This is a genomic window from Leptospira ainlahdjerensis (assembly GCF_016919175.1).
GTDB lineage: Bacteria > Spirochaetota > Leptospiria > Leptospirales > Leptospiraceae > Leptospira > Leptospira ainlahdjerensis.
In genome coordinates this window covers 51,111-74,983 of the sequence record NZ_JAFFPU010000012.1, presented here as the reverse complement: position 1 = coordinate 74,983, position 23,873 = coordinate 51,111, and the positions used below count along the sequence as shown (strand labels likewise).

Below are 23,873 nucleotides of genomic sequence, written 5' to 3'. Positions count from 1 at the left end.
AGGTTCGTTCCCAAACTTCAGAATGTAGGAACTCCCAAAAGAAATCTTTCAACAATCCATCCGTTAGAAAGTTAACGAACCGCCTTCAAAGCCGGAATCGCTGGAACTCTTTCGCTTTTATTCCGGGCGGACGTTGTACCTCAATACGGTGAACCCTGAGGTTTTGACAAGTTTTAAGTTTATGAAAGTCAGAGCAATTCTTATGGGATCAGACCCAATTCTTTGGAAAGTTTAAAAATATTCCCTTTGGCTTTCAACTTGAGGAGTAATTCTTCCGAATTTAAGATTTTGTTCACCACCGATTCCGGCAAGTCTTGCATTTCCTCGTAGATTTCTTTGTATTCTTCGATGGAAATTTTTGTACAGAAAAGATTAGCTTGGAAGTAATAGACTTGGTGGGCGATGAGGAAGTTGAGAGAATCGATGTCTTCCAACGCTTCCGCCGTGATGATCGCTTCTCTGTTGTCGGATAATCGTCTGCAATAATCGATAAAAGCAAGGTTGTCTAAAAATTTCGTCAAATCCTGATCCGCTTTGAACTTAAAGCTGATCGGATCGAGTTTAAATTCTTTGATCATTTCCCCGAGATCCAATACGATCTGATGACTCTGACTTTTGACGCCGAAGTCGTCCGCCGCGAAGCTGATTCCGAAATTCCAAAAACGTTTGCAGACACTCTTGAGTGTGATCTCGGTTTCTTCGTAAGGTTTTTCAATCAGTTCCATCCTCACGAGTGCCGGGTTTAGATTTTGGTTGAGAAGAAGATTGTGAAAGCGAGTTACTTTTTCGTCCGTGTCGAACGTATCGATGAGAGTCTGAGGTGAAATATTAAATTTTAAAAGACCGGGTGCCCCGTTACAACACATCGTGAGCTTTTCTAAGATTAAAAGTTCGATCCGATTGAGATCCTGATCGTGAGGAATATCCCGAATCAGATCCGCATAACCGGCGTAAGCTTCTCCGCCCACAAAAACCTCGCCGCCCTTCATCGAATACGTGTGGGCTTTGTGGTTAAAATGAATGATCGGCTGGATAACGGCGTCCGCCTTTTCTCCCGCAAAGTAATCGTTGACCCGATTGAGATAGGTCCAACTCCAACGAATGAGGTTGTCTTTGAGATTTTTGAGGGAGGAAACTTCCAATTCGTGAAAGATTTCGTCGACGTAAGAAATAAAATTACACTGAGTTCTTGCGATTCCGAAATCGAAGTTCATCGATCCGTTTTTGATCGAAACTTCACGGAATCTTCCTAACACGGAATCAAAGTTTAAGAATCCGTTGGACCCGTTGATTTGAACCGGAGCAACGCCGATCAGAAGATTTTTTTTGTCACCATAACAATAGTAAGAATAATGATTTTCCGCACCCGGATGTAGTTCCGAAATTTTAATCGGAACCAATTGTAAAAAGTCCAGAAATGAAAGAGATTTGATATCTTGAAATCGAAGTAAAACGATCGGTTTACCGCGATTCTCGTTGATAAAAACATTCTTAAATTGTTCAATTTCTCCTTCGTCAAAGGAGCGGATCTTCGGACTTTTAGAAGTTGTCATTTCAGCCTTTGTTTGCAAAAGATCCGTCCGTTTCCGGACCCGAGTCCATCATAACAGTTGAGATATTTAGAACCGTATCAGAATCGTTCTTATAAAAAGATTCGATTGTGGATTCTCTTTGTAAAGCCTAAAAGCTGTATTTTCCGGATTCGAAATTGATGATTTTTAATTCCGATATTTTTCTCAACGTGGAACCGTTATTTTGGATAACGACGTCACCGTTTACGCTGATTTTCCGATCAAAGAGAACTTCTCCCAGCACAGATAAGGAAGTGCAGCGCACCAAAGAAGGTATTTCCGGGAACAATCGGTTAAAGTCTTGGATTTTCTTGTAGTATTGTTCATCCAATGCAATCAACACTTCACCGAGACCCGACTTTTTCCTTTCGTCTGACATCGTGATCGAATAATCGCCTAAGAGCTGATATGCGTCCGATCTTCTTACGAGATAGTCTTCGCATTTTTTTACGGGTGCAAATCGATCTCTAGGAATGATGATTCCCTTGATGCGGCTGAAGTTTCGGATCGCGGAACCCATCGCCGTTTCCAATTGTAACACTTCTTTTCCTTCGATCTTCTTCGGGTTGACGATGAGAGAAAGTTCGAAGTTCCCCCTTAACAATCTTTCCTTAAGGGCTATAAGGTTGATCCATAGATTGTTCGTCGAAAAACTTCTAAATTTTCCCAATCCTTCGAATTCGTGCATGTGTTCGGAAGGAACCTGCGCTGTTTCCAAAAGTTGATAGTTCTCGGGTTTTCCGTTTAGGATTCTTCTGTAGATCGCTCCGCCTTTTTTGTCGGCTAAGGTTTTCGGTGTCATCTCCATACAAAACTCGAGGTTCTCTTTGAGAAGATATTCCAAAATTCCCGGATGGACCGTTGCCCCCAGGTTGTCCCCGTTGGAAACGAAGGCCACTTTGTATCCGTCCGCGATCAGGGTCTCTAAAAGTCCCGTTTCCAAGAGGGAAATCCAGATATCACCGTGTCCGGGAGGACACCACTCTTCGTCCGGAATTTTGCATGAAATCGGTGTTAGGTTCTCCTTTAAAAGACGAGGAACCTTGTGTTGTAAAAAAGAAGTCGCAAACTTTTGTTGGAATCCGATTCTTTTCAACTCAGCCTGGCTTTCTTCTTGGGTATTGAAGCTGTCCATGAGGATTAGAGGAACGGACACGTTATACTTCTTTAAAATGACTTCGGATTGTTTGGCGATGATCTCCAAAAAGGACATTCCGTCCTTGAGTTCTATGAGGGATTTAGGACCGGAGAGTCCCATCGAGGTTCCAAGTCCTCCGTTTAATTTGATGACGACGAGGTTTTTTAAAATTTCGGGTGCGGGAGAAGTTCGTCTTTCGATTTCTTCGAGCGCGATTTCGTCTTTTTTCGGGTCGAGATCGCCGACTTCTTCCCAACGAACAATCCCCGTTTCTCCGTTTCGAACTTGATCTACTTTTTTTAAAAAATCCTCTATGAATGTTTCAGACATCCCCTCCGAAACCATCTTTTGCCGGATCTGTTCTTCCGATTTTGATTTTAACGAATCCATCGCACCGCCGATTTTCCATTGTATTGTTCGTCGAACTCGGTAAACTCGATCGAATATTTTTCCGTCGGGTGAGCCGGTTCGTAAATCAGTTTTGCTCGAATCTCTCTTCCCTTACCCGGAATTTCCTTTGGTACTTCTTCGCTTTCCATATAAAGAGGAAGAAAAACCAGATACGTGTAAATATAGACGACTCGTTCCGGCGTTTTTTTATAGACTAGAACTCCTTTGCCCGTTAGATCCTTTTTCAGAATTTTGGAATAGGCAACGGGAAACCATTTTCCCCAAACCTCTTTAAAATTTTTTTCCATCCCCGCGTGAGTCGGTATATTTGAATAGACAGCGGAAGGAAGGATGAAAAAAATCCCAAGGGAAACAATTAGCTTCTTTGTTTTCATGAAAGACTCTGACAGTCTTGTCTTTTCACTCCATAACTTCAAGCCATTCTCATGAAAAAAATCATTTCCGCTTTTAGAACATTCTTCTATTTCCTCTCCGAAATTTTAGAATTTATCCTTTCTGTAATTTCATCTTTGATTCCTTCGGGAAAAGATCCCAATCTGTCCCGAGGGGATATTTATATCGTGACCGGTTTTCTTTCAGGGCCCTTGTTCTATTGGAAACTCCGCAAAGCGCTGGAGGTCAAAGGATATCAGCCGAGGGTCTTGAAAATCCCGCCGTTTTTTTTGAAGACAAAAAAGGCTGTGGAAATTTTGGCAAAACAGATGGACCAGATTCCGTCTAAATCGGTTTTGATCGCTCACAATACCGGGGGCCTTCTTACACTTCTGCTTCCGGATCGAAGCCGCCAAAAGATCAGAGGTCTTGTAACTTTAGGAACTCCTTTTCGGGGAAGTTATCTGTTTTCCATTCTTCCTGTTTCCGGTTTGCGCTTCGGGTCTTCGTATCTGCAGGAACTTTTTAAGACATTTCTTTTTATGGATCGTTTTCATCCTCTTTCTCCGATGAAAGAATTTATTTTTCTTCCCGCTTCTTCGTCGGTTTACGGAGAAGAAAGAGATCTCTGGTTCGATATTCCCGGAAATTACAATCAGGTCCGCAAATCCGAAAACATTCGCACCATTTTAGAATTTTTAGTCTTTCATTATCCGAGTGCGGTCGCGAAAGAATCGGAACGAGTCGCGATGGCGGCACTTCATGAAAAACTTGTCTCTCAGAAAAAAACACAAACTTCTGTCAAAAAGAAAAGTGTAACAGCTCCTACATCCAAAAACAAAATTTCAAAAACTCCGAAAAAAAAGCGGAAGCCGGTTTCCAAAAAATCCGCAAAAAAGAAAACAAAACGTTAAACGACATTCTTTCCAAGGAAATTGAGGCGCGGTATTACAATTGTGAACGGATCGGACAAATTAGAAAATTTGAAAATTGCGGAAAAAAAAGCTTCGCATTTGTTTCAACTCATCGAAAAAAATCGGATCCTTCAACCGGGCAATTCCGAAAAAGAAACGAGCGGGCTCATCTATGAGTTGGCAAAGTCTGAGTTTGGAGTTTCCAAGTATTGGCACAAAAAAATCGTACGCACCGGCAAAAACACGATTCTTTCCTACGATTATGAACCGGAAGATCTTCTCATCCAAGAGGACGATATTCTTTGGGTCGATCTGGGACCGGTCTTTGAAAACATGGAAGCCGATTTTGGAAGGACTTATGTCCTGGGAAACGATCCAGAAAAGTTACGCATTCGATCCTGTGTAGAGAACGCATGGAGTCGTTGTAGGGATTATTATTTTTCCAAAGAATCCATCACGGGTAAGGAGCTTTTCGACTTCGCAAAAAAAATCGCATCGGAAAACGGTTATCTTTTCGGAAGCGAGATTGCGGGCCATATCATCGATGAATTCCCTCATAAAAAGAATCATTCTATCAGTAAAATCAATTACATCTGCGAGGAGAATTCCCTAAATCTTAAGGAAACTTTTGAAGGAAAAGAGAGATTTTGGATTTTGGAAATTCATTTTGTGAACGAGGAAAAAAAGTTCGGCTCATTTTTCGAACAATTGTTGCTCGAACCAAAGTCAGTCTAACGTTGATTTGTTAGGGTTTTTGAACGATTCGATGTTGATCGTAGAAAGTGTCGTTCGAATCAAAAACTCCTTCGCCTAACGCCAATATTTCGCCGGATTGCAAGGAAACGACTCGAAGTTGTAAGACAAATGTCTGGTCGTTGAACTGAACGGAACCCAAAAGAATCAAATCCACGCCTGAAAGTTTTCCGATTTCCAAAGACTTATCCGAAAGAACAAGACCCGATTTTTGAAACGTAAGCTCGTCGATCAATCGATTCAACTGTGATTTTTCCACCAAAATCAATTTGCCAGGTTCGTTCATTTGAGTAAGAAGCTGCCCTGCGATGTAAGATCCTAAATTGGTTACGGATCCGTTTTCGTTTAACAAAGGTAGAATCGCCATTTTTAATGCGTTTTTTCGATCGGGCAAAGAAGATTCCCGATTGGTCTGGATTTGTTTTTTTAAAGAGGATGAAAGCTCCTGTAAAACGGTGGAAAGTTCTTTGGGAACGTTTCTCTTTCCGGGACGTCCGGAACTCGAGCAGGCGGATAAGAAAAACAACAAAAAGAATATTATAAAAAAATAATGTTTCATTTGAAATATTTAACCAAGGTCACCCTGTTGCCAGTGGAATTGAACTTTACGACGTCAAAGGTAGAAAGTGCGAATGCGATTCCTCTCGTTTGCAACGAGGTAGTATCTTCCGTTTTTGTTACCGCGTTTCTCACCGTTCTCGCGTGATTAAATCCTTTGCCTTCGTCCGTGATTCTATAACCTACTTTTTGTTTAGAAAGAAAATATTCCACGAGAATTTTTTTGTCCCTATAATACGGATCGTTTTGTCTCGCGAGAATGAATTGAAAATAATTTCCGGTTTTTAAAACCTTTGCCTTTTCCTCGTTGGAAATGTTCAGATTCCCGTGTTCAATTGCGTTGACGAGCATCTCTCGGAGGCTCGTTCTTATCGAAAGGGCAACCGTCGGATCCGTAAAACGAACCAGATTGAACGTAAGTCTCTGACTTAGGAGTTCCGCATTCTGAAGATAATTATTGATCGAGAATACGATTCTTTCCTCGTCCAAAAACCTTCCCATCAAATCCTGATCCGGTTCGTAAGCTCTTCCGAGGATTTCACGTCCAGACTCGTGTTCCAGTATTTGAAGACGAACTTGAAGTTCTTTCGGTTCCTTGAGATATTTTTGCAAAAAGTCTGCTCGAAAGTAGACGGGTTTTCCGGTATTGGAAAGTTCTTCCATTCTTTCCATCACATACAATTTTTTGAATGCGTCTTCCAGGCCTCCGGTGTTGTACATCAATTCTAGAAAGTTTTTCCCGATTACATCCGCAGGTTTGAAGCCGAGAAATGTGGAAACTGACTTGTTTGTTCCGGTGATATTTCCGTGAGAATCTAGATTGAAAAGAAAGTCTTCTTCCCCTTCGTATAAATTTTTATATTGAATCGCGGATTGTTCGTGTCGAAGTTTGAGAAGATTGAGAGTAGTCGCCTGTGTTTCCAAGCTCAAGGAAAGTTGTTTGATTCGATCCGCAAGTCCCAAAGAAAGAAGAGCGACTTCGATCGCGGATCCGATCTGAAGACCCCACTGCGTAAAAAAGTTATCCGGAAAAATTCCGAAAGCTTTCATCGCGTATAAAAAACTTCCTAAAATGAGGACGGCCCAGGCGGTAAGAAAAAATCTCGCCGGTCTGTGCCCTTTCCAAACACACTGCAGACTGTTGATCAAAAGAAGGAGAAGTGTCAGAAGAAGTACGACTATGCTCGAGACTACGCTGAACGTATAAGTAAAAAAACTAAGAGACCCGACACATCCGAAAATACAAATCGCTATCAAAGGATAATAGAATTTATTCGTGATCGGAGTTATCTTAGAAGATTCTAAAAATGATTTTCCGAAAAGACAAGCGGCCAGAAAAGCGCAGAACATAAAAAACGGGAGACAGGTATTTCCCCATTCCGGGTTATTCGGCCAAAGAAACTGAAAGGACAATCCGTTCAACGTCAACTGGAATAAAATATCAAATAAAATGAATATACTATAGTAGAGATAACTTTTGTCCCGGGTTATGATTAAAAGGAAAAGGTTATATACGAACATGACGAGCATCGTTCCGTAATAAAAGCCGAGTGTCGTGTATTCCTTTGCGGTTTGTTCTAAAAACTCAGTCCTGGAAAAAGCGGACAGAGGAATGATGACGGAACTTTTGGATTGAATCCGAAGATAGTAATCCGTTTTGGAAAGAGGAGGTTCGCTCAATTGAAACGGAAAGTTTCGATTCTCCGCCAAACGTGTTTTAAACGGAAGTTCGTCCCCGGAAACTACCAAAGGTGCTTCGCCGTTTCTGGTGGAGTAAAGTTGGATCGAATCGATCAGGCTATATCCGTATAGAAGCACCCAGTTTCGGGTGCCTCGTTCCCGGTTTGCCACCGGAACCCGAATCCAAATCGCAGCTTCTGAATAACCGAGGCTGTTGTTAAAAAGAGGAATGGATTTGCCGGATCGAAATACTTTTTGAATTTCGGGAAACGAAAGTTTTCCGGTTTTGTCCTCGAAAAAAGTGAGATACGGTTGAAGATCGACGTCTTCCATAATCACGGTAGGTTCGAATTCGGAAGAATTCGATGCTTCGGAGAAAACGGGAATAACTCCGGAAAAAACCAAAACCAAACAAAGAACGGTTTTGATTTTCCGGAGTCGATCGTTCACAGAAATCCTTTGATGACTCGAAATAGATCTGCGGTTACGATAAACGTTCCAATACTACTTCCGATCTGCGGAAGCATAAATACAAGAAAGATGCGGATCACGTTATTCTTCCAATAGCCTTTCCAGTTTTCTGAATCTTGAGCGATTCTTTCGAAATCCTCCACGAGAGGCTTGCGTAACCAAGACTCGGATAACGCTGCGACCCAGCCCGGCTTGATGACCGGATTGAAGTTTCCTACGGGAGCGGCTAAGAACGCAAGAATCACGGAAAGAGGATGCGCAAGCGCGATGATGGCGCCTAACGCGGCGAGTCCACCTTTCACCAAGATCCAACGCAGAACAAACTCCTGTCCTTGTTGTCTTCCTCCGAAATAAAAAACGGTAAGAATCAAACCTAAGAAAATTCCCGGGACGATCAGGCCCTTCCAGCGGTCCCAAGCCGTTTTTTGCGGAAGATGATCTAGGCTGGAGATGTCCTTGTCCTCGTAAACGTGATTCATAATTCCTTGCAAGTGACCGGCGCCGACGACTGCGAAAACTTTCTTTCCATCGGCTGCGGCTTCCCGAATTCTTTGTGCGAGATAAGAATCTCTTTCGTCGATGATTACGTTTTTGATCGATTCGTAACGTTTCGGAAGTTGCGAGAATAAATCCTTCAGAACGTCGTCCGATTTCATTTCTTCGATTTTTTCTTCGGAGATATCTTCCTTTACAAAGAGGGACGTGAGCAACGCGGAAAGTAAAAACATACGATTAAAAAGTCCGATATTCCACCAAGCGCGTTTAAGGGTCGTGGAAACTTCCCTATCGATCGGTACGATCTTTGCTCCGGTTCTTTCACCTTCGGAAATCGCCATTCTCATTTCGTCTCCCGGACGGATGGAACCCTTTCCTAATTTTTTTTGAAATGCGGAAAGAATAAGACTGGAAAGAAGAAGATACATCTTTCGTTCTTTAAAAACTTTGAATATATCCAGCTTTTTCCAGTGTTCGGAATCTTTTACCGAACGCATCCTGGAATTACAGAGTTCCACACAGATCGTATCCGGCTTTTCTTCACGAATGATTCTTTGAACTTCGTCGATGCTTTTTTGACTGATATGAGCCGTGCCGAGAATTGTTACGGAAGTTTTTCCGAGTTGAAACGATTCGATCGGTTCCGAGGTAGAATTCGTTTTTTTACGCGTAGGCGTTGTATTTTCTTTGAGAGCTTGTTTTGCCATTCCAAAAGCAGTGTATGAAACCCGGATCGCCGCGTAAAATGAAATTCTACCTTAAATTCTTACAAACAAAATGAAAAATAGAATCGTTGCTTGCACATTCAGTGCGACTTTTCGGATTGTGGTAATCTCCTCTTTCGCACGTCTCAAAAAAGTATTGAAGAATTCGGGACGTTACTATATTGTCTTGGATACTCTTTTAGAACGAGATATCACCCGGATAACGGATACAAATGCTGGCAAAAGGAACTAAGATAGTCAATGTTGGAATCGCCGACCTGCAAGGCGGGCAATCTCCTGAAATTCTAAGAACGACTCTTGGATCCTGTATCGGAGTCGTCTTGTACGCCCCCGAAAAAAAAGTGGGAGCGATGTCTCACTTTATGCTTTCGAAGGATCCCGGCGGAAAGGACTCGCAGAAGAATCCATTCAAATACGCGGAAACCGCGATTCCTTTGTTGATCAAAAAAATGACCGAGCTGGGTTGTCATCCAGGGGAATACGGTGGACGTCTTTTCGGAGGCGCTTCGATGTTTAAAGGAGTTCAGTCCAGTTTTCTCCAAAATATCGGAGAACAGAATATTTTGACCGCACGCGCCATCTTGGAACAAAATAAAATTCCTTTGATCGTGGAAGACGTCGGGGGTAACGACGGAAGAACCATTAGCTTGTATTTGGACGACGGACGTGTCCTTTTAAAGAAAGCGGGTTTTGAAAAGTACCTCTACAAGGTCAGGTAAAAAAGATGAAAGAAAAAATAGACCAACTCTTTTTAAACGACGCCCAACTTCCTAGAATTTCCTCCGTGGTTACGAAAGTGATGCAGATGGTACAAAAACAGGACGTGTCCATTCCCGATCTCGCAAAAGAAATTTCAAACGACCCCGGTCTGACTGCGGAAGTGATCAAACTTTCCAACTCTGCATACTATAGAGCGGCAAAACCAATCAAGACGGTTCAAGAATCTCTGATGACTCTTGGAATCAAAACGGTAAAAGATATCATTCTCCTAACCGCCTCCAAAGGGATCCTCAAAAAGGATTTAAAAGGATATCAGGTAGAAGCCGAAGACAATTGGATTCATTCTCTCACGGTTGCCGAACTCTCCAAAAGAATCTGCGAACAAAAAAAACTCAAGATCGGAACCGATCTTGCGTTTACGGGCGGGCTTTTACACAATATCGGCAAAGTCATCCTAGCGGATTTTTTTCCCTCGGTTCTGATCACACTTCGAGAAGAATTAAAAAATCATACTTCTTCGTTCGCGGATCTGGAGAAAAAATATTTCGGTTATTCTCACGAAGAAGCCGGAGCTAAACTATTAGCAAAATGGAATTTTCCAACGGAGCTCATTCATGTCGCGGAGAATTACAGTCGTCCCGAACAAGAAACGGATTATTCAGAGTTGGTTTCCGTCGTTCACGTCGCGCATACGATTTCGGTTGCCGCAGGCGTGGGGATCGATATAGCGGGTTTGTCTGTCCCGATTTCCAATAAAGCTTTGCAGATTTTAGGAATTAATGATTCTGACTTACAGATGTATTATACGGTTTTACCCGAGATACAGAAACATATTCGTGAGTTAATCCAGGCTTGAAAAAAAATTTCGCGTTGATTGGCCCGAGAGGGGTCGGCAAATCCAAAATCTCCCGTAAATTATCCAAGATCACGGGGATGCCCGTGATTTCGACGGATATGATTGCCGTATACGAAATCGGGGGGATCTCGATTCCCGAGTTTATACAAAAAAACGATGGGAATTGGCGGCCGTTTCGGGATCTCGAATTTCGAATTTTAGAAAAACTCAAAACCGCAAGCGGAATCATACTGGATTGCGGGGGCGGAATTCTTTTCGATTTGGATTCGAATGGGAAAGAAACTCCGAGTCAGAGAAAGACCGAAATTCTCAAATCCATTGCGACAGTGTTCGGGCTTTCCCGATCCATAGAAGTTCTCGTAGAAAAGATACAAAACGATCCCACCCGACCGGCCCTCAGCGCCATCGCTTCCTATCGAAGCATCTTAGAATCTAGACTTCCTTACTACGAAGCCGTTTCCGATCACTATTTTCAGATCGATGATTTGAAGGTCGAAGAGATTTGCGACAGAATTCTACAGAAAATCGAATATTGAATTGACACAATTTGGAAATATTTGATTTCTTTTTTTCAAAGCTACTAAAAAGAATAGAAATCTGTGGAATGGCGCCTAACGAGTCCAACACAGATTTGGCAGGAAAGAGAGATGTCAGAATTGGAACTTCCGAAAAAGAACAAACTTTCGATCGAAAGGCTCAGTAAGATCATTCGACAAAGAAATTATAAGAAAGCGACCGCTTACACGTATCTCAAATACAATGTGGATTTTCTTAATTTCGCAGATAAACCTGCTGAAAAGATCACTCTCAAAGACCTCAACCGTTATATGGATCATCTGAAAAAGAAAAAGGTTTCTTCTTCTACGATTCAGATCAACGTAAGTTCTCTCAAGATGTTCTTTGAAGACGTGATGAAAATGGACCTCTTTCGGGATTTTCAAAGACCCGTTCGAGAGTATAACAACCCGAATGCGATTACTTTTAAAGAAATGCAGAATATTCTAAAATCTGCATCTTCCAACGCAAAACACGAACTGATGTGCGGCCTCGTATATTACGGCGGGCTTCGGGTGGGAGAATTGATTTCTCTCAAGTGGAATCATCTGGATCTAAAACGCAAATGGATTCAGATCAAATCGAGCGTTCTTTCTCAATCTAGAAACGTGGAAATTCCTGCGGAACTTCTTACACTGATAAAGAAATATGAAAAAGATGCTTTGGTTTCCGCCAATTCCTATCTGTTTCCCGGCAAAAGTTTAGGCTCTCATACAACATCCAGAAACGTAGAAAGAATCATTTCCGAAATCGGAAGAAACGCGGGGATTGTCAGCCCGGTGACCGTATTTACTCTTCGGCACAGCCGTGCTCTGCATCTGATCGCGGACGGTTCCCCTCTGGCGCAAGTGAAGGACTTTCTCGGTCACAAAACCTTGGCAAGCACCGAGTCCTATATTCCTGTGAAAAAGAATCTCCGCGCTGCCGTGCGTGAGAAATCAAAACAAGACGCGCTTCGGAATATCCGTAAAAAGTTTAAGACAGGTTAGGTGAGAATTTTCAATCGGCGATTTCTACAAAGTTTTCGCCTGTGGGATAAGATTGTAAGAACCTTTTGTCGACTTTTTTTAGGAAGAACTTGTATCGATTGGTTCGATGTATTTCCGGATCGAATCCAAATGATCTTTGGCGGTGGACAGTATCGATTGAGAAGATCGATGAAGTCCCCACCTTTCGTCATAATTATAATTTCCGTTTGATTGCGTGTGGAGAAAAAAATCTCCTGAGCCGTTTTGGAAATGAGGCTTCGTTCCCGAAGACAGAACGAGTTGATCTGAAATTCTTGTTGAATCCAACCGGAAAGTTTAGGCGTTAGATCGCATCCGACCAATGGACCAACTTACGAGAAGCCCCGCGTGGTCCATTTTCATCGAAGCTTATGGAAGAGAAACATTGAGATCGTCTGGTTCTAAATCTGGCATTTCCTTTCCTATTTCTTTATGAGAAAGGTCGTTATAGGATAGATCCAAAATGTCGATCATTCGAATTTTCATATTGCGAATGCAGGGTTTGCCCCGCAGTTGTCTGGGTTTATGGTAATTCTTGATAATAGATTCATAATGATCCGTTAAAGAAATTCTAGTTCGCGAGTTTAAGAATTCCAATCAGAATATTTTGATCTTATCGAATGAATACTTTCAGAGAAACATGTCGTTTCAAAAATTCAGTTTCGTTTACGCTTTTGAAACGACTAATCTTTTCTTGCGTATCTCCCTTCTTCTCAAAAGAAGACTTTGAATTCTTTGATGTCGTTCTTTTGTAAGCGGCATCAGAAGAAAAATCAAAGCGCCGAGGATGAAGAAGCTTCCAACGACAGGACCGAAAAGAATCGAAAGACGAAATCCAAGTTCGGGAATTTGATCCACGGATCCTTCTTGATAACCGATTCCGCTCAGAAGAATCCCTCCAAAACCTAAACCGAGCGCCCTCGCCACTTTGGTCGCCATTTTCCAGAGTCCGAAAAACCATCCTTCCCTTTTTTCTCCGGTCTTGAGTTCGTCATAGTCGACGATATCCGCTACGAGAGAATCAAAGAGTAAGACGGCGCCTGCAAAAAAACCTCCGAAGACTGCGGCGAATAATATCGGAAGGATTCCCCTTTCCGGGAATAGAGGATAAACCACGAAAGTCATGATTCCCAAAAGAAGGACGCCCCAAAACGCGGGCCATTTTTTTCCGTATCGATTGGAAAGATAAACCCAAAGAAGAATGGATAAAATCAAACAAACGACAAATGGAAGAAGAATCATCAATCCGATTTCCGCTTCCGTTAAACGAATTCTATATTTATAATATAGATTTACGATCGAAGAATTAAATGTCCTTCCAAATGTCGCTATGATAAAGGCGAGAATCAGAGGTAAAAAATAACGATTTTTAAAGACGGAAGCGATTTTTACGAACCAAGAGTGTCCGAGGGAAACATCTTGTCTTCGATTCGGATTTCGCGAAAGCTTGGATTCTTCCGATTTGTCTTTTCCCGAAGTTGCAAAAAACGCAATAAGCGAGGTTAGAACCAGAATGACCGCGATCGTTAGAGAAGTATAATTTCTGGTGATCAAAAGTCGGGAGACTTCGTTTCCGTTCGGGAACAAAGCGGAATAAAAAGAAGGAAGAATCAAAACGAGAATAAAACCTATGTTACTAAAAAAGAATCTCCATCCGAAGATCCGAGTTCTTTCGGTCGGAACGAAGGTCATTTCTCCTCCAAGTGCGATATGCGGTACAGCAAGAATCGTCATCGAAGTGTTCACCAAAAGATAAACGAACAATAGAAAAAAGAATTTCTGTGTTTGAGTTTCCAGCGAGGGGGGAGAAAACATAACGTAGACCGAAATTGCGAGAAGGATTCCTCCACTCAAGATGTAAGGCCTTCTTTTTCCCATCTTGGTTTTTGTATGATCGGAAAGATAACCCATGAGTGGATCCGAGATCGCGTCCCAGAGAACGGCGACCGCGAGCGCCAAACCTGCAAGGGACGCTCTGAGTCCGACGGCGGTGACAAAAAATTCCAAAAGATAGATTTGGGCTAAAACTTCTACGGCGGTGATTCCGATTTCGGCCACTGCATATCCCGCCATCACAGCGACGGGAATCGATTTTGATTTTTCCATAAAAACAATCGGGAGAATTTTTCGCCGAACGGGTGTTTTGCGAATCGCTTTAAAAAAACTACGATTCGTTTTGAAACGGTCGGGATGAAATCGTTTTTACGATTCCAAAAATGATCCTAAATTCCCTTATCCTTTTTTGTAAGCTGACTGTTTCTTTAGACCTTTTTTTCGAAGCATTGGCCCGAGGAAGCCGCTCATTCCGGGAAATACATTTGCGATTTTTGCGAGAATTCCTCTGCTTCCAGGAATCAGAACTTCCAGAGGTTTTTTGGATAGAGCTCTTCCAAGAATGATTTTAGAAACCTCTTCTACCGTTAAAACCTTGTCGCCCGAAAACGTCATGGATGCTTGTTCATAATCTTTTTGGAGATCCAACATCGCAGTTTTGATCGCATCGGGACAAACGACTGTTACAAAAACATTCTTCTCTTTGAGTTCTTGGGCGACCGCCAAGGAAAATCCTCGAACCGCAAATTTCGAAGTAGAATAAAGAGCAATTCCCGTAATCGGCGCCACTCCCGCGAGAGACGCAATATTGACGATATGGCCGGCTTTGGCTGCGACCATTCTTACCGCCGCTTCTCGCGTTCCATACATCACACCTTTGGCGTTGATATCCATGTGCCGATCGATCTGAGTCGCTGGAACTTCATAGATATAACCCGGAAGAAGATATCCCGCGACGTTTAAGAGAACGTCGATTTTTCCCCATTTTTTATATGCGAGGTCCATCACCTTTTTCCAATCGGAAGGAGATGTGACGTCTAACTTCGAAACGAGAACCCTTTCTTTTTCATTCTTCCATTGAGCTGAGAAGTTTTTGAGTTCCTTCTCGTTGATATCCGTGATGAGAATGGAATGTCCTGCCGCAAACGCGTCTTCCGCTAATTTTTTTCCGAGTCCGCCCGCGCATCCCGTGATGAATAGAATCATATTCTTTTTTCCTTATGTTACGGGAGAACCGAAGGACAATTGTCCGAAACTAAACGTCGGAGACGTTCCGGGGAACAACCAATAACTGGTCATTTCGGAAGAAGGCATCACATTGTAAAAGTCTGGATTTCTAAGGGAAACTCCGGCCATTTCCTTTTCTTGAACCATCGAAATATATTGGTCCAGTCCGATCTCGAGCGTATTTCCGTTTAGAATGACTTCCATCCCGGTAGCCTTTGCGAATTTTTTGACGCCCGGAATTCGAGATTTTAAAGGAGAATAACTGTCCGCACTGACGCCGTTTTCGCTGGATACAAAAATTCCTTCGGGTGTGTGTGCGACGAGAGAATGATTCCCATAAGTGTGACCTGGAGTTCGAATGAGCGCGACGCCTTGTCCGAGTTCCACGTCGCCTTCTAAAACGACGATCCTATCACTGGAAACTCCGCCTGTCCCGTTGGGGCAATACCAATCGGACTGTGGAGGAAGAAGGCCTTGAACGGAATCCCATTCTTCCCGCATCACCAAAAGTTTTGCATTCGGGAAATAACCTTTCTCTCCGTTCGCACCCAACCATTTACGGATGTCCTGCGTATGAAGGTGATCGTAAGAAATGTAGTCCACTTTTTCAGGAGAGATTCCCGCGTCTTGAAGACATTCTTCCACCGTATTTAAGATCGGAGCGATGATCTTTTTTCCGATGGATTGGAAGGGTCCGAAACTTTCTGCGAGTCTTTTGAAAAAAGGAGTTTCCGCGTTTCCGTCGAGATCGGAAGGAGAAAACAAAAGAGTTTTGATGCCTTCTCCGGTGCGATATTGAATGATAAACAATCGATTCAATATGTGCATATAAGGAGTCGGTAGGCTGTAAGCGTTCAAGAGCGCATAACGTGTCGGATACGGCACCCGTACCAAATCGTAGGATCTGTAAAAAACGACTTGAGAGCCCGACAGCATCTTTTCTCGAAATTTGCGCGCACGTTTGCGAACATCTTCGAGCCTGTCCACTGGAAACGGAAGGCTTCTTGAACCGACGAAGTCCGTGACCGGTTTGATAGAAGAATCCTTTTTTGGTTTTGACTTGGGAGTTGTTTTGGATGCGGATGCTTTTGCCATCTCTTTTAATTCCTCGATACCAATGTATCTTAATTCTTCAAATTTTGAAAGTCGATCAGAAAGGTTTATAGAGAACGATATAGGATACGAGAAGTCCTAATAATGGAAACCCGAACCAGAACACTTTCGCTAAAGACGGTTTTTTATAAACTACCGTAAGAAGTCCTCCGTAAGCAAGCCAGATCGTGAACTTTGCGATCACCCAACCCGGCCAAGGCCAGAGGATTCCGAGTCTTGCGAGCATTCCAAAGCCGCCTAGTAAGATCAGAAAGAGACCGATTCCGTGAGTGATTCCCACAAATTTGCGATTGGAGAATTCTTTGTTTCCTCCGTTCAATACGTGCATGGTGACTCCCCCCAGCGCGGTAAAGAGAAGAAGAATTCCGAAGATATGGAGCATTTTATAGATGGTGTAGGGTATCATCGTACCAGTTTTTCCTTTGCAATCTGTAAATTATCAGAAGCCAATCTTCCGGGAAGAATTGGCTTTGGCAACGATTGTTTGTCGAAATGTAACGGATATAAAAAGCTAATTTCAAAAAACTTAACGAGCTACGAATCGATTTTCTCTTATAAAAAATCTCGTATTTTACGAAAGAACTGATTAACAAAAAGCTTTAAAGCCATACTATTAGAGATTCGAGTAAGGACGATTTTCAGAATAGCTAAACAATTTTTTTCTGCAAATCCTAATATGTTTTAAGAGCTCCAAGCGCATTTATCCAAGTGAGGGGCCCTCAGGAGCGATCCAAACCTTTTTAGAAGAGCAATGGATTCTTTTTTTTTGGAATTCTGAATTTTTATTTTCCTTAGATAATTCTTAAGATTGTTCCCAATGGGTTCATTATTGAGAGACAATATTTCGGGTTTCAAAACCCTCTTATTTCTTATAAGCTCCAAAATTCTCTAAGGAGGCCTATGAGTTTTTAGAATTGTGAGTACCGGATTGAGGTCACAAATTAAATGGAGCCCTCATTGATCCATGAAATAGGTCTTTTAACAGGGTTCGTCGAATTTAGTCCGGCAGAAAAGCCCTTGGCAATCTTGCTGACTTCCCAAAAATGGCCATTTTTTTCCTGAATCTAAACCCAATGTTTAAGAAATTTAAGGTTTCTTTATGAATTGTATCAAAAATTCGCGCTTCATTATCCCACTCTTGCCTTTGCTAAAGGGGCGATTGACTATGGAAATCTGTCGTATTAGTCCCCAAAGTTTATCTCATAATACAGTTGAATATCGCAAGTGAACGTTCTTTTATGCCCTGCCGTTTGAAATTATTCTTGCGCTGTATGATTTTGTGATTTTTGTGTCTAAAATAAATCACAAACGGGATATTTTTTCTAAAGTAAAAAATTTGAAGCAAGCAACGCTATTTTAAGGATGTTTGTTACAAATTTTTACTATATTAAAATCGTCAAGATTTCGCTGCGTATAGGCTTCGAATTGAGATGTATCTCGATTGTGAAAATACTGGTTGGGAGATTTTTTACGTGAATTTTAAAAGGAATTTAGTTCTATTTGGAATATTTGCGCTTAACGTTACGAGCATCGTTGCACAAAACCAGGGAGACGCTTCATTGTCAACGCCCCCCTCAAAAGAAAGAAATGTTGAAATGTTTTTCAGAATTACTGATAATAATATCAATTCTGCGACGTCAAAAAATGCTATTTTAACTCAAAATTCTTTATTGATGAATAAGGCATTTGGAGGAACTAGCTTCATGTCCTTTCCTAGTACGGAAAACTTTAGAGGAAAGGGTTTTGATTGGGGAATGGGCATTCAAAATGGGATCTATAAAAGTAATATTTTAGTATCTTATGCGGGTCTTAAGGCTGACGGATTTCAAAATCTTGAGTACGAAAAATCTACATTAGCAATTGGATCAGGGGCGACTGCTAGTCGGATCACTACAACGTCCTTTGATGACTATTTTTATGATAACAATAAATTAAGGACCGCGCGGATTGGTTACGTAGGGGAAATTCTACCTTGGCATGCTAATACGAATAAATTTCTTTCGAATATCGGATTCAGATTTGGGTTGGAATTAAATGGAAATTCCGCTCAACTTAATTCTAAATATAACGTTTATTCTTCTGAACTATTGGCATCAACAGGATCAGGTGCGTCTACAACATCCCAGTTGAATTCCATCGATTTTTTGACTCAAAGAAAAATCGATTATTATGAGGCATTCGTAAACGGTGTTATTGGTTTAAGTTATACACTTGAACTAAAGGAAAAGCACAAATTCTTTTTTAGCGTAGAACACTTTGAAAGTATGGCCAATACCGGAAAATACTCCGAGGAAGTAAAAGCATTTGTAAACCTGGGTTCTACGTTTGGTTCTAGTTCTTCATCCAGCGCAACGAGTCGTCCATTATTAATACCCTTTACGACAAAAGTTAAAGGAGGGGCAACTACGGAACTCGTCGGAAACAGATTTCAATTTGGTTATACATATCAAGTTACGGAACTATTAGGTTTAAATCTTTCTTACGGATATTGGGATGCAACTCATACTGTTACAGAATCGAAAGTAAAAGAAACGGCAAATCCTCTAACTTTAATTTCCTCGATGTTAGGAAGTTCATCCACCTCAGGCGCATCTATGAGTTCTGCATTGTTAGGGTTTTACTTTTCGGGAGCTCCCGCACTTGGACCGCTACCTTCGACCCGCGACATAAGATCGCAGATTTCGATCGCGGCAACCTTAAGATATTAAAGAATCGGAATTAAGGATTATTTTTCGAGAAGGTGCTGAACGCCGATCCAATTCCCGATCGGCGGGATTGCGATGTATTCCTGGCAACGTTTCCGATAAAGAATCGAAACAATGTCTTCAGGATATACTTTGAGAGCTTGTTCGAAATGAATCAGCGCTTCTTGAAAGTCCGCCACTTTGTAGAGAATGATTCCTCTTGTGATCAGAGGTAAAGTTGTGTCCTTGAGTTTGCGGATATGCGGAGCGTCTGCCTCATAAACTTCATAGATGATAATCGGGTCGGTTTTACCCTTTACAACAACGGAATCGATTTCACGGATCGCAAGTTCGTCTCCGATCGTCATCGAAGAAAGTGTATTCTTTGTGATGAGGATATCAGCGCGATAGAGGTTGGTCAAACTTTCCAGACGAGAAGCTACGTTGACCGTATCTCCGATCACTGTAGTATCAAGTCTGGAACGGCTCCCTACAGTCCCGAGCATAAGATTGCCGGTGTTGATCCCGATTCCGATTTTGAGACCTTTGAAATGAGAAGAATCTTTTGCCTCCGCGTTGATCGTTTGCACTCTCTTTTTCATTTCGATAGCGGCGAGAATCGCCTTATCGGCCGAGGTTTTTCCGTGGAGACTCACGTTCATCGCTTCCCCTTCCCCGGAAAAGAGCGCGAGGATTCCGTCTCCCAAAAACTTATCCACAAAGCCCTCGTGTCTTTGGATCACGGGTTCCATACTCGCGAGATAATCGTTGATGAACTTGAAATTCTCCTCCGGCGTCATCTGTTCGGAGATCGTTGTAAACGAACGAATGTCGGTAAAAAGAACGCTCATCTCTTTGAGAACGGAATCTCCTAGGTTGACTTCGACCGCAGAATCTTTTCCAAGGACGTTTAGGAATTGAACCGGAACAAAACGGAAGAACGCATTCTTCTGTCTTGCGAGTTCGAGCTTTTGCTGACTGAGTTCGATGTTCAAATCTTCGGACTGGCGATACAAAGAGATGAATCGATTTGCAAGAATCGTTGTAAGAGCTACTACAAAGAAAAAATAAGCAAAGTGGGTAAATCGAAACCCCGATTGAAAGAAAATAGAATCGATCACATCGTAGACCGCGATAAACACGACGGTGAATATACTCGCGGCCATTACGGTCGCGTCTTTTTTTCGGAGATAAACGGCCTTCCCCATAAAATAGAGGAGGTAGACGAGTGTGGGAAGGACCGAAAACTGCCAGATTCTCAAACTTGTCATCGTATAACGGAAAGGTTCTAAAAGGGTAACGATCGCGATACCGAGATTGAAGATAAAGAAGCCGAAAAGAATTCTAGAAAACTTCGCTCTTCCGTAAAAATAATCCTGCATAAACAATAAGAACAACGGCGCGAGCAAGGTCACGGAAGCATATTCAATTCTTGTAATCCATGTTGTATCGTGAATCACTTCGAAAGCATAAGTGGACCGAGAAAGAGAATATACGGCCATAAAAACGCTAAAAAAACCGAAATAGAGCGTATAACGGTCCTCCCTTCTTTTTGCATAGATAAGAAGATGATACAAACCGAAAAAGATATAGATCGTATTGAGACAGAGATTGACAAGCGACGATATTTCACCCGAAAGTTTTTCTTCCGCGGTGATGGAATAGTCTCCGTCGATATAAAAACCGAGATCCAAATTTTTGGAAAGAGCGGTCGCCGGAGAATCTCCGATTAGATGAAACGTAAGGATATTTTCCCCTTTTTGCAGAAGACTGGAGTCGATAGGCAAACGAAAATTCCGAACGGTTCTTCTTAGGAGCATTTTTTTTTCGGAAGAATCCAGGTGAATTTCTTTACTCAGAGAATATCCGTTCAGAAAAATTTCCCAGTTTTCACCGATCGATTCTAAATAAAGAAAGATAGGTTTGTAGATTTTGGTTTCTTGAAGGTTTCCTTCCAAGGAAAAACGAGTTTGCAAAGTGTATTCTTTTAAACCTTCTCCGATCGGAACTTCAAAAATTTCGTTCATTACGATCGGAAACGAAACGATCTTCCTCACGTTCTCCGAAGAAGAATCCAATCCGCTCAGATTATTTTTATGAAAACCTTCCGTTGCGAACCAAGTGCCGGTTCGAAGGTCGATCGGTTTCCAATTTTCTTGTGTTTCAGAAAAAAGAAACGCAGGGAAGAATACGAAGAGAGAGAATAGGATCGTTTTCAAAGTTGGTTTTTCCGTTTAGAGAAATGGTTGTTTCTCTGTGAAGTATAGGGATTAGAAGTTTAGATTGTTCAATTTTCGACATTTTTATTCCGGATTCGTTTCAATTCTTACGATCCGTTTTGAAAAGCGGTTGCAAGTCCTTCGATTCTAATATTATTTCAAGTATCCGGGTTTCCGGAGTGAAACAATTTGATGAGGAAATTTGAATGTCAGATCCAACATTAGGAACGTCTCTTCCCGCAATCAGTTTGGAAAGTACCGAAGGAAAAAGTGTAAAACTACCGGAGGACATCGCCGGTTCTTGGACCCTACTCTATTTTTATCCGAAAGATGATACCCCGGGTTGTACAAAACAAGCCTGTAGTTATAGAGATAATATCGGAGAATTTAAAAAGATCGGAGCCAAGGTCTACGGCGTGAGCTTGGACGACCTCGGATCGCATGAGAATTTTATCCAAAAGTATTCTTTAAACTTTCCTCTGTTATCCGATCCGAATCATTCTCTGAGCGAAGCTCTGGGAGTTTATGGGGATCAAGAATGGAAAGGAAGAGTTTTTAAAGGTCTTTCTCGGGATTCTTTTTTGATTTCTCCGGAAGGGAAAATACAAAAGGTTTGGAGAAAAGTTGACCCGACGACCACGGTAGAAGAAACTCTCCAGGAGATTTCCAAAGCAAGCGGTAAATGATTGTCTAAACTTCGCTTTTCTGTTCAAGAATATCAACTCACGGGACACTATCTTCAAGTAGAATTGGAGGTAGTCGCTCCCGAAAACGAAACCGTTCTTTCCCTCCCCGTTTGGTCTCCCGGATCGTATATGGTCCGAGACTATTCCCGGCATATTCACAAATTAGAAGCCTTTGTTTCCGGGAAAAATGGGAAGGTGTTGGAAATCGATCCGATTGGATTGGATTCTTGGAAAGTTGTTTCCGGGGGAGAATCGTTTCGAGTTCGTTATGTGGTCTATGGTTTTGATTATTCGGTCCGTTCCAATTATTTTACTACCGAATTCTGTCTTTTGCATCCACCCGCTTTGTTTCTTTATCCGAAAGATTCCGAGATTTCCGAAATCACATTAGAAATATCGAATTCTCTTCCGTTCGAGTTTTGTCATTCCGGTCTTTCCGGAAAAGGGAAAAAACGCTCCGCCGCGTCCTTGGATGAATGGATGGATTCTCCGATTTTATTGTCCGGTCGTTCGTCGATTCCGTTTGTTTCCGGCGGTTGTGAACACGAAATCGTTCTCGAAGGAGAATTGTCCAAGTCTGTTCAGAAGAATCTGATTCGTGATCTCCAAAAAATTACGGAAGAACAGATTCGTTCTTTGGGAGGAGCACCTAACTCTCGTTATCTGTTTGTTCTGATTCTTTCGGAAGGGGCTTACGGGGGATTGGAACATCTGAATTCTTCCGTAAATATGTATGACCCTCTGAAGGCTTTGAGCAAGGACGGTTATCTCAAACTTTTAGAACTTCTTTCTCATGAATACTTTCATCTCTGGAACGTTAAAAGAATTCGTCCGATCGCGCTCGGCCCGTTCGATTATCAAAAGCCGAATCTGACTCGGGAACTCTGGATCGCGGAAGGAATTACTTCTTTTTACGACGCCTATTTTTTAGTGAAGACGAAACATTTGAACGCGGAGAATTATCTCGCGAAGGTGATGGAAGATCTTCAGAGTCTGGAAAAATCGGAAGGAGAATCTTGGATGAGTTTAGAAGATTCTTCTTACACGGCTTGGATTAAATTCTACAATCGTCCGAACGATCCGAACGCGGGGAACACAGGAATTTCTTATTACGTTAAAGGTGGAATTCTCGCGCTTGCGATGGATCTTTTTCTTCTTTCGGAAACCTCCGGTAAAAAATCACTTTTGGACGTGATGAGAGAAGTTTATCAATTTTTTCATCGGGGAAAGAAACGAGGTTTTACAAAGTCCGAATTCTTCGAAGCCGCCAAAAGAAGTACCGGCGTGGACCTAAAATTAGAATTTGGAACTTATCTTGATAAACCGGTTGTAATTCCGATCGAACGTTACTTTCATAAAATCGGCGTTATACGGGTGGATTCGAATCCCGGAGTGGAACTTGGTTTTGGGACAAGAGAAGAAAGAGGAAATCTTGTGATTAGTAAGATCGATTGGAAAATTTTAGATCCTTCCGTCGATCTAAGCCAGGGTGATGAATGGATTTCTTTGAACGGAAACCGGATCCATTCAGGGAATCGGAAAGATCTTTTGAAGGCGTTTAAGGCGGGCGATAAGATCGAACTTCTGATTGCGAGGAAAGGAAAAATTCTGAAGAGAAAAATGAAACTCTCAAAACGTTTTCAGACGAGTCAATTTAAGTTCGAAGAACATCCGTCGGAAGAACAAAAGAAACTGAGAGATCAATTCTTCGGTCGCAGTTGAACTTTTTTTGAAGAGGACGAGAGACTTTCGATTTGGGAAGACGGGATCGTTTTTTTTGAAGTCGATCTGTAAAGCGAATCACCTTTGGAAGAATATTCTTTTAAAATTTTTGTTTTTGAGTTTTCTTTAAGTTTTTTGTCTCTCAAGGATTCGAAACTTTTTT

21 protein-coding genes and 1 pseudogene are annotated in these 23,873 nt (G+C 41.9%); 9 read left to right on the top strand and 13 right to left on the bottom strand.

What is annotated here, in order from left to right:
- Window positions 1-200: 200 nt before the first annotated feature.
- The 3 genes from JWG45_RS03045 to JWG45_RS03035 all read right to left on the bottom strand — a co-directional run bounded on the left by JWG45_RS03045 (window position 201) and on the right by JWG45_RS03035 (window position 3,494).
- Window positions 201-1,553 carry an EAL domain-containing protein gene (locus JWG45_RS03045; protein ID WP_205278394.1) on the bottom strand — a complete coding sequence of 451 codons (1,353 nt, stop codon included), beginning with the start codon at window positions 1,551-1,553 and terminating at the stop codon, window positions 201-203.
- 127 nt (window positions 1,554-1,680) lie between these two features.
- Window positions 1,681-3,099, bottom strand: a complete 1,419-nt coding sequence (locus JWG45_RS03040) for a UTP--glucose-1-phosphate uridylyltransferase (protein ID WP_205278309.1) — start codon at window positions 3,097-3,099, stop codon at window positions 1,681-1,683.
- Window positions 3,087-3,494, bottom strand: a complete 408-nt coding sequence (locus tag JWG45_RS03035; protein ID WP_205278308.1) for a hypothetical protein — start codon at window positions 3,492-3,494, stop codon at window positions 3,087-3,089. The genes JWG45_RS03040 and JWG45_RS03035 overlap by 13 nt, the downstream gene beginning before the upstream one ends.
- A 51-nt stretch (window positions 3,495-3,545) precedes the next feature.
- Between JWG45_RS03035 and JWG45_RS03030 the strand changes: the two are divergent.
- Both JWG45_RS03030 and JWG45_RS03025 read left to right on the top strand, forming a co-directional pair.
- Window positions 3,546-4,400, top strand: a pseudogene (locus tag JWG45_RS03030) (alpha/beta hydrolase); the annotation flags it as partial.
- 48 nt (window positions 4,401-4,448) lie between these two features.
- Window positions 4,449-5,141: a M24 family metallopeptidase gene (locus JWG45_RS03025; protein ID WP_205278306.1), complete on the top strand. Its 693-nt coding sequence runs from the start codon at window positions 4,449-4,451 to the stop codon at window positions 5,139-5,141.
- A gap of 10 nt (window positions 5,142-5,151) precedes the next feature.
- On the opposite strand, the gene JWG45_RS03020 is transcribed toward JWG45_RS03025, so the two are convergent.
- From JWG45_RS03020 to JWG45_RS03010, 3 genes are read right to left on the bottom strand one after another with little or no spacing between them, the layout of a single operon-like run.
- The gene (locus tag JWG45_RS03020) at window positions 5,152-5,718 is read right to left on the bottom strand and encodes a FlgO family outer membrane protein (RefSeq protein ID WP_205278305.1); all 567 of its coding nucleotides are present in this window, start codon (window positions 5,716-5,718) and stop codon (window positions 5,152-5,154) included.
- Window positions 5,715-7,847 (bottom strand): 7TM diverse intracellular signaling domain-containing protein, encoded by a 2,133-nt coding sequence (locus tag JWG45_RS03015; protein WP_205278304.1) that lies wholly within the window; start codon window positions 7,845-7,847, stop codon window positions 5,715-5,717. The genes JWG45_RS03020 and JWG45_RS03015 overlap by 4 nt, the downstream gene beginning before the upstream one ends.
- Entirely contained in the window at window positions 7,844-9,070 is a 1,227-nt protein-coding gene (locus JWG45_RS03010) for a TraB/GumN family protein (RefSeq protein WP_205278303.1), read from the bottom strand. Before JWG45_RS03010 ends, JWG45_RS03015 begins: the two co-directional genes overlap by 4 nt.
- 230 nt (window positions 9,071-9,300) lie before the next feature.
- Here JWG45_RS03010 and JWG45_RS03005 point away from each other — a divergent pair, with 230 nt between their 5' ends.
- The 4 genes from JWG45_RS03005 to JWG45_RS02990 all read left to right on the top strand — a co-directional run bounded on the left by JWG45_RS03005 (window position 9,301) and on the right by JWG45_RS02990 (window position 12,208).
- Window positions 9,301-9,807, top strand: coding sequence for a chemotaxis protein CheD (locus JWG45_RS03005; protein ID WP_205278302.1), 507 nt, complete (start codon window positions 9,301-9,303; stop codon window positions 9,805-9,807).
- 5 nt (window positions 9,808-9,812) lie between these two features.
- On the top strand, window positions 9,813-10,664 hold the full coding sequence (locus tag JWG45_RS03000; protein WP_205278301.1) for an HDOD domain-containing protein: 852 nt from the start codon (window positions 9,813-9,815) through the stop codon (window positions 10,662-10,664).
- Window positions 10,661-11,200, top strand: coding sequence for a shikimate kinase (locus tag JWG45_RS02995; RefSeq protein ID WP_205278300.1), 540 nt, complete (start codon window positions 10,661-10,663; stop codon window positions 11,198-11,200). The genes JWG45_RS03000 and JWG45_RS02995 overlap by 4 nt, the downstream gene beginning before the upstream one ends.
- Window positions 11,201-11,311: 111 nt before the next feature.
- A complete protein-coding gene (locus JWG45_RS02990; protein ID WP_205278299.1) occupies window positions 11,312-12,208 on the top strand; it encodes a tyrosine-type recombinase/integrase in 897 nt (298 codons plus the stop codon).
- Here the strand turns inward: JWG45_RS02990 and JWG45_RS22585 are convergent.
- From JWG45_RS22585 to JWG45_RS02960, 6 genes are all read right to left on the bottom strand, one after another.
- On the bottom strand, window positions 12,205-12,549 hold the full coding sequence (locus JWG45_RS22585) for a DUF5615 family PIN-like protein (protein WP_205278298.1): 345 nt from the start codon (window positions 12,547-12,549) through the stop codon (window positions 12,205-12,207). The genes JWG45_RS02990 and JWG45_RS22585 overlap by 4 nt on opposite strands.
- A 46-nt stretch (window positions 12,550-12,595) precedes the next feature.
- Window positions 12,596-12,823 (bottom strand): DUF433 domain-containing protein, encoded by a 228-nt coding sequence (locus JWG45_RS22665; RefSeq protein WP_269750270.1) that lies wholly within the window; start codon window positions 12,821-12,823, stop codon window positions 12,596-12,598.
- Window positions 12,824-12,892: 69 nt separating this feature from the next.
- Window positions 12,893-14,332, bottom strand: coding sequence for an MFS transporter (locus tag JWG45_RS02975; RefSeq protein ID WP_232380485.1), 1,440 nt, complete (start codon window positions 14,330-14,332; stop codon window positions 12,893-12,895).
- 126 nt (window positions 14,333-14,458) lie between these two features.
- Window positions 14,459-15,265, bottom strand: coding sequence for an SDR family NAD(P)-dependent oxidoreductase (locus JWG45_RS02970; protein WP_205278297.1), 807 nt, complete (start codon window positions 15,263-15,265; stop codon window positions 14,459-14,461).
- Between the two features lie 12 nt (window positions 15,266-15,277).
- Entirely contained in the window at window positions 15,278-16,381 is a 1,104-nt protein-coding gene (locus tag JWG45_RS02965) for an MBL fold metallo-hydrolase (RefSeq protein ID WP_205278296.1), read from the bottom strand.
- A gap of 55 nt (window positions 16,382-16,436) precedes the next feature.
- Window positions 16,437-16,805, bottom strand: coding sequence for a hypothetical protein (locus JWG45_RS02960; RefSeq protein WP_205278295.1), 369 nt, complete (start codon window positions 16,803-16,805; stop codon window positions 16,437-16,439).
- 1,066 nt (window positions 16,806-17,871) lie between these two features.
- On the opposite strand from JWG45_RS02960, the gene JWG45_RS02955 reads away from it, so the two are divergent.
- Window positions 17,872-19,107 carry a hypothetical protein gene (locus tag JWG45_RS02955; RefSeq protein WP_205278294.1) on the top strand — a complete coding sequence of 412 codons (1,236 nt, stop codon included), beginning with the start codon at window positions 17,872-17,874 and terminating at the stop codon, window positions 19,105-19,107.
- A gap of 17 nt (window positions 19,108-19,124) precedes the next feature.
- Here JWG45_RS02955 and JWG45_RS02950 read toward each other — a convergent pair whose 3' ends face one another.
- Entirely contained in the window at window positions 19,125-21,302 is a 2,178-nt protein-coding gene (locus JWG45_RS02950; RefSeq protein ID WP_205278293.1) for an adenylate/guanylate cyclase domain-containing protein, read from the bottom strand.
- 206 nt (window positions 21,303-21,508) lie between these two features.
- Between JWG45_RS02950 and JWG45_RS02945 the strand changes: the two genes are divergently transcribed.
- Both JWG45_RS02945 and JWG45_RS02940 read left to right on the top strand, forming a co-directional pair.
- Window positions 21,509-21,988, top strand: coding sequence for a peroxiredoxin (locus JWG45_RS02945; protein WP_205274873.1), 480 nt, complete (start codon window positions 21,509-21,511; stop codon window positions 21,986-21,988).
- Window positions 21,989-23,710 carry a M61 family metallopeptidase gene (locus tag JWG45_RS02940; RefSeq protein ID WP_205278292.1) on the top strand — a complete coding sequence of 574 codons (1,722 nt, stop codon included), beginning with the start codon at window positions 21,989-21,991 and terminating at the stop codon, window positions 23,708-23,710.
- Window positions 23,711-23,873 lie beyond the last annotated feature (163 nt).

Coding starts and splice junctions, on each gene's coding strand:
- JWG45_RS03045 (WP_205278394.1), bottom strand. CDS start 1,553: ATGACAACTTCTAAAAGTCCGAAGATCCGCTCCTTTGACGAAGGAGAA.
- JWG45_RS02965 (WP_205278296.1), bottom strand. CDS start 16,381: ATGGCAAAAGCATCCGCATCCAAAACAACTCCCAAGTCAAAACCAAAA.
- JWG45_RS02990 (WP_205278299.1), top strand. CDS start 11,312: ATGTCAGAATTGGAACTTCCGAAAAAGAACAAACTTTCGATCGAAAGG.
- JWG45_RS03020 (WP_205278305.1), bottom strand. CDS start 5,718: ATGAAACATTATTTTTTTATAATATTCTTTTTGTTGTTTTTCTTATCC.
- JWG45_RS02970 (WP_205278297.1), bottom strand. CDS start 15,265: ATGATTCTATTCATCACGGGATGCGCGGGCGGACTCGGAAAAAAATTA.
- JWG45_RS03010 (WP_205278303.1), bottom strand. CDS start 9,070: ATGGCAAAACAAGCTCTCAAAGAAAATACAACGCCTACGCGTAAAAAA.
- JWG45_RS02975 (WP_232380485.1), bottom strand. CDS start 14,332: ATGGAAAAATCAAAATCGATTCCCGTCGCTGTGATGGCGGGATATGCA.
- JWG45_RS03035 (WP_205278308.1), bottom strand. CDS start 3,494: ATGAAAACAAAGAAGCTAATTGTTTCCCTTGGGATTTTTTTCATCCTT.
- JWG45_RS03040 (WP_205278309.1), bottom strand. CDS start 3,099: ATGGATTCGTTAAAATCAAAATCGGAAGAACAGATCCGGCAAAAGATG.
- JWG45_RS02945 (WP_205274873.1), top strand. CDS start 21,509: ATGTCAGATCCAACATTAGGAACGTCTCTTCCCGCAATCAGTTTGGAA.
- JWG45_RS03005 (WP_205278302.1), top strand. CDS start 9,301: ATGCTGGCAAAAGGAACTAAGATAGTCAATGTTGGAATCGCCGACCTG.
- JWG45_RS02960 (WP_205278295.1), bottom strand. CDS start 16,805: ATGATACCCTACACCATCTATAAAATGCTCCATATCTTCGGAATTCTT.
- JWG45_RS03000 (WP_205278301.1), top strand. CDS start 9,813: ATGAAAGAAAAAATAGACCAACTCTTTTTAAACGACGCCCAACTTCCT.